Below are 5,618 nucleotides of genomic sequence, written 5' to 3' on the forward strand. Positions count from 1 at the left end.
TTGTGCCACCTGCGCTTTGTGAAGAGCAGGTGGCCTGAACTCCCTTTGGGAGTGTCCAAAAATACTGGACCACCACAGGTTCACGGCGTCCCCTGCGCAGCCCACCCTCCCGGCCTAAACGTAGGAAATCCGCCGCTCTCCGCGACCACCCCGAGGGGCTTCGCCGTTGGCTGGAATCCAGATACCCCGTAAACAAAAACGCCCCAGCACAGGGCCAGGGCGTTCTCGTACATCAGGTCAGGCAGGCATCAGAATTCCTGCCAGTCCCCGTCGGCCAGTTCCGTGGCCATCGGGCGACCACCCGCGGTGCGGCGCGCGGGCGGAGCGGCCGGAGCCGGTGCTGCCGGTGCAGCAGCACGCGGGGCCGGGGCAGCAACGCGCGGCGGTGCAACCACGGTATCGGCTTCGTCGACCACGAAGATCGAAACGGCCTCGCTGAGGTGGCCGGCCTGTTCTTCCATCGCCCGGGCGGCGGCGGTGGCTTCTTCCACCAGTGCAGCGTTCTGCTGGGTGGTTTCGTCCATCTGCACCACGGTCTGGTTGACCTGCTCGATGCCGGCACTCTGTTCCTGCGAGGCGGCGGAGATCTCGGCCATGATGTCGGTCACGCGCTGCACCGAGGCAACGATCTCGCCCATGGTCGCGCCGGCCTTGTGCACCAGTGCCGAGCCGTCGTTGACCTTGCCGACCGAATCGTCGATCAGGCCCTTGATCTCCTTGGCGGCGGCGGCCGAGCGCTGGGCGAGGGTGCGCACCTCGCTGGCGACCACGGCAAAGCCACGGCCCTGTTCACCGGCACGCGCGGCTTCCACCGCGGCATTCAGCGCCAGGATGTTGGTCTGGAAGGCGATGCCGTCGATGACCGAGATGATCTCGGCGATCTTCTTCGACGAGGCTTCGATGGCCGACATGGTGGTGACTACCTGGCCGACGACGTCGCCGCCCTGCGAAGCGACACCATGCGCGCCGATGGCGAGCTGGTTGGCCTGACGGGCATGTTCAGCGTTCTGGCGCACGGTGGAGGTCAGTTCCTCCATCGAGGCGGCGGTCTCTTCCAGGTTGGCCGCCTGCTGCTCGGTACGACGCGACAGGTCGCTGTTACCGGAGGCGATTTCGCCGGCGGCCGAGCTGATCGCGCGGCTGGACTGCTTGATGCGGGTGACGATTTCACTCAGCTGCGCGGCGGTGGCGTTGGCGTCGTCGCGCATGCGGGCGAACACGCCCTGGTAATCGCCGTGCATGCGCACGGTCAGGTCACCCTGCGACAGTGCGGCAAGGAGGCCGGAGATCTGTTCGATGCTGCCGGCGTTGGCGTCCAGCAGGCCGTTGATCTGCTGTGCCAGCTGCAGGAAGAAGCCTTCCTTGTCGCTGGCGTCGATGCGGCCGGACAGGTCGCCGGCGGCGGCCTGGGCGATGACGCGCGCCACTTCGGCTTCGACCAGGGCCTCCTGGGTGCGGTCGCGCCATTCCACCACGTAGCCGACGGTGTCGCCGCTTTCATTGCGGATGGTCGACACCACCTGCGCGAACTGGGCGTCGCCGTACTGCATCGGGCGACGGGCGACGCCGTGCGCCTTCAGGTTGCCCAGCAGGGTCTGGTCCATCTCGCCGCGGTGCTCCAGCACGGTGACCGGCTTGCCGATCAGCGAGGCCTGGGCGTCGAAGTCCGGCAGGTCGCGGCGCACTTCGTCCTGGTACTGGCTCAGGGTCTGCTGCAGGGCGCGGTTGCTGTAGACGATGGTGTTGCTGGTATCGGTCAGGTAGACGCCGGTGGAGCTGTAATCCAGCGCGGTACGGATGCGCAGGTTCTCGCGGGCGACGGCCTGGTCGGTTTCGATGCGCTCGCGCAGGTCGCGCTGCATGCGCTGCATGGCCTGCATCAGCTCGCCCACTTCGTCCTGGCGGCTGACGTCGATGTGGCCATCGAGCTTGCCGCCGGCGACGTCGTTGGCAACCGAAACGGCACCACGCACGCTGCCGACCAGAGCACGGGCGAACAGCCAGACCAGCACCAGGCCGAGTGCGGCGCCGCCCAGCAGGGCAATCACGGTCAGCACGGCCGAGGCGGAATAGGTGGACGCGGCCTCTTCGCGCGAGGCGCGGGCGAGGCGGTTGTCTTCGGCGATCAGCGCTTCCAGCGCCGAAGCCGCCTTGCGGTGCTTGGTGCGGGTCTCGCCCACGAAGGTATCGATGGCATCGTCCGGCAGGTCCAGCTCCAGCATCTCGGTGACGCTGTCATAGGAGGCCAGGGCGTCCTTCCATTCCTTGGCGAAGGTATCGAACAGCTTCTTCTGCTGCGCGTTGTCGACCAGCTTCGGGTAGTCCTTGATCGACTTGTCCATGCTGGTGCGCAGGTCGACGGCCTGCTTGCGCGCGTCGGCCTTGACGTCATCGCTGGCGCGGATCAGCTGCTGGTAGGCGGCATTGCGGTACTCGCCCAGCATGCCGCGCATCTCGCCGGCCATGCGGATGCTTTCCATGCGCGAACCGGCCAACTCGGTGGTGACGTTGTTCAGCGAATGCAGTCCGCGATAGGCGACGATGCCCTGCAGCAGCATCACCAGCAGGAGGACACCGAAGGTCAACAGCAGCTTCGGCATCAGTTTCAGGTTGTTGATCCACGGCATGGGCGTTGCGATCTCCTAAGGCAGACGCGTCCGGGCGTCGGGCCCGGTTGCAGCAGAAACCACGCCGGCACAAGCTCCGGCGTGGTTCGACGGACAGCGGATTACTTGATGTTGGCCAGCTTCAGGCCCGCCGGCGAACTGACTTCGATTTCCGCGCGCGAGGCGTCGCGCTGGATCTTGCCGATCACGCACACGGTCTTGCCTTCCAGGGTTTCCAGCGGGAAGGAGAACTTGCCGCGGTTCTCGCCGGCGATGCGCGCCGAGAAGGTGTGGCGCGGGAAGGCGCCGCCCATGTACAGGAAGGTCGGCTGGCCTTCGGAACCTTCTGCGTAACGGGCCTTTTCGACCTTGCCACAGACCATGCCGTCCTTGCCGACCGAACGCGGGGCCAGTTCCGGCGGGATCATGTCGGCCGCCTGGGCGAACGCGGAGGAAGCGGTGGTGGCCAGGACAGCGGCCGAAACGAACGCAAGCAGGGACTTCATCGAGGTGTATCTCCGGGGATGGTGATGGTCGTTCCGGTTCCGCGCGCTCCTGCGCGACCGGCTTCTGTCCCCCTATCGGCACCGCCGGGGGGAACTGAAGGGTTTTGTGACCAGAACGTGAAGCAGGTCCGCTGGGTCAGGCGGCAGCGTCTTCGGCGAGGGTGGACTGGCCCATGTCGGCGCTGTCGAGCAGGGTCTCGATGTCCAGCAGGATCAGCATGCGGTCGTCGTGTGTGCCGATGCCGGAGATGAAGCGCGTATCGACCGCAGCGCCGAACTCCGGGGTCGGGCGGATCTGCTCGGCCGACAGCGGGATCACGTCCGACACGCTGTCGACCACGATGCCGACCACGCGGTCTTCGACGTTGAGCACGATCATCACGGTGAAGGCGTCGTAGCGGGCGTTGTCCAGGCGCAGCTTCAGGCGCAGGTCGATGACCGGCACGATGGTGCCGCGCAGGTTGATCACGCCCTTGATGTAGTCCGGGGCATCCGGCACGCGGGTGACCGCATCGTAGCCACGGATTTCCTGCACCTTGAGGATGTCCACGCCGTAGTGCTCGGCGCCGAGCGTGAAGCTGAGGAATTCGCCGCCGGCGCTGGCGGCGGAGCTGGTCTTGTCGTTCATCGAGGGGTCCTGGTTCTGCCGGAAGTCCCGGTGTCAGGCTCGATATCGGCCCCGCATGGGGGGACTTTAGGTGCCGGGGGAGAGGCATCCACGCATGGCGTGGGTCTACCGGGGCGGTGGGTTGGGCATCCACGCACGGCGTGGATGGTGCCGGCCGCTGGCCGGCATACCCATTGGACGGGCCTCAGAGCTCGCCGTTGCGGCGGGCCTTGCGCTGGCGGTCGATGCGGAAGATGTAGCGCTGTATGGCGCTGTCGCCACCGCGCGGCAGGCTGTCAAAGCGCATGCCTACGCGCTTGACCTCGATGCCGTTGGGCTGTCGCTGAGGCAGCAGGTTGCAGACCACCAGTTCGATGTCCAGGTCCGGGCCATCGGGCAGCGACAGCTGAGCCGTATAGCGCTTCTGCAGGCCGAACACGGCGCAGTCGTTGGGTACCACTACGGCCAGGCCGCCACCGCTGATGTCCACCACCCGCATCGACAGTGCTTCGGCGCGGGCTTCGCCGGGTGGCAGCAGCAGCTGTGGTGAGTCGGTGACCGGGGTCTCGAGCCGGTACAGCTCGCGGCGTTGCAGGTGCACCAGTTCGTCCGGCAGCGGGGCGCGGAAGGCGACGTGGCCATCGTTGTCCACGCGTTGCAGCGCGTGCAGGCGGAACCGCACGAGGACACGTTCCAGCTGGGCGAAGCAGAGCAGATGGTCGGCCTGCTCGGCGGCACGGTTGGATGCCTCCTGCGGGCTGCCGTCGAGCAGCAGGTAGTCTTCGTCCTCGTCGAGATCAAGCAGGGCGGTCGGGAACGAACGGTCCCGGCCGTCGATATGCGCGTTGATCAGTGATCGCTGGTCGATCAGCGAGCGCAGCAGGTGGCGCAGCTGGCGGGGGTTGCGGACCAGGAAGCGTTCGTCCGCGGCGTCGGCCGCGTGGACATCGTGCAGTTCAGTGTCGTGGCCGTCGGACATGGAATCTGTGATCAGGGGCGGGCGCCAGCACGCGTTGGCGCGAGGCTCGATGGGGATATCGGCCTCTGCATTGGATTATGAAGTGAGATTTGCATCACTTTCCATGCGTAAGGGGCCAGAGCCCTTTCCCATGGGAAAGGGATCTGACCCCGTGGCTCTCTTCCTGCGTGGGGTCAGAGCCCCCTTCCGCGGAAGAGGGATCCGACCCCGGTGTCCTCAGAACTCCTGCCAGTCACCCTCGGCAGCCAGCGCCGGCTGGGCGGCCGATGCACGCAACGGTCGTGCCGGTGCTGCCTTGGTGGCGGGCAGGGCAGCCGCGACCTGGCGTGGCTGCGGCGCATTTGCCAGCCGTGCCGGTGCAGCAGCGACGCCCTGCGATGCCAGCCGGAAGCGCGCTACGGCTTCGCCCAGCTGCATGGCCTGGTCTTCCATCGCGCGCGCCGCAGCGGTGGCTTCCTCCACCAGTGCGGCGTTCTGCTGGGTGGTCTCGTCCATCTGCACGACGGTCTGGTTGACCTGCTCGATGCCGGCCGACTGTTCCTGCGAGGCAGCGGAGATCTCGGCCATGATGTCGGTCACGCGCTGCACCGAGGCGACGATCTCGCCCATGGTGCTGCCGGCCTGATGGACCAGGCTGGAGCCTTCGGCGACCTTGCCGACCGAATCGTCGATCAGGCCCTTGATCTCCTTGGCGGCGGCAGCGGAGCGCTGGGCGAGGGTGCGCACCTCGCTGGCAACCACCGCGAAGCCACGGCCCTGTTCACCGGCGCGGGCGGCTTCCACCGCGGCGTTCAACGCCAGGATGTTGGTCTGGAACGCGATGCCGTCGATGACCGAGATGATCTCGGCAATCTTCTTCGACGAGGCTTCGATGGCCGACATGGTGGTGACCACCTGGCCGACCACGTCGCCACCCTGCG

At 66.8% G+C, this 5,618-nt stretch carries 5 protein-coding genes; all 5 read right to left on the reverse strand.

Going from position 1 to position 5,618, the window contains the following annotated elements; genetic code table 11:
- Positions 1–248: 248 nt before the first annotated feature.
- Positions 249–2,627: a methyl-accepting chemotaxis protein gene (locus QRO91_RS21590; RefSeq protein ID WP_197651241.1), complete on the reverse strand. Its 2,379-nt coding sequence runs from the start codon at positions 2,625–2,627 to the stop codon at positions 249–251.
- A 101-nt stretch (positions 2,628–2,728) separates the two neighbouring features.
- Complete coding sequence (locus QRO91_RS21595; protein ID WP_005409515.1) at positions 2,729–3,112, reverse strand: hypothetical protein; 384 nt, start codon at positions 3,110–3,112, stop codon at positions 2,729–2,731.
- Positions 3,113–3,248: 136 nt separating this feature from the next.
- Positions 3,249–3,740: a chemotaxis protein CheW gene (locus tag QRO91_RS21600; protein ID WP_197633780.1), complete on the reverse strand. Its 492-nt coding sequence runs from the start codon at positions 3,738–3,740 to the stop codon at positions 3,249–3,251.
- A gap of 184 nt (positions 3,741–3,924) precedes the next feature.
- The gene (locus tag QRO91_RS21605; RefSeq protein WP_049426672.1) at positions 3,925–4,698 is read right to left on the reverse strand and encodes a flagellar brake protein; all 774 of its coding nucleotides are present in this window, start codon (positions 4,696–4,698) and stop codon (positions 3,925–3,927) included.
- Positions 4,699–4,914: 216 nt separating this feature from the next.
- The coding region (locus QRO91_RS21610) for a methyl-accepting chemotaxis protein (RefSeq protein ID WP_285310562.1) at positions 4,915–5,618 on the reverse strand (704 nt) is incomplete at its 5' end.

Origin of the sequence: Stenotrophomonas maltophilia group sp. Smal32 (genome assembly GCF_030237085.1) — a bacterium.
Taxonomy (GTDB): Bacteria; Pseudomonadota; Gammaproteobacteria; order Xanthomonadales; family Xanthomonadaceae; genus Stenotrophomonas; species Stenotrophomonas maltophilia_Q.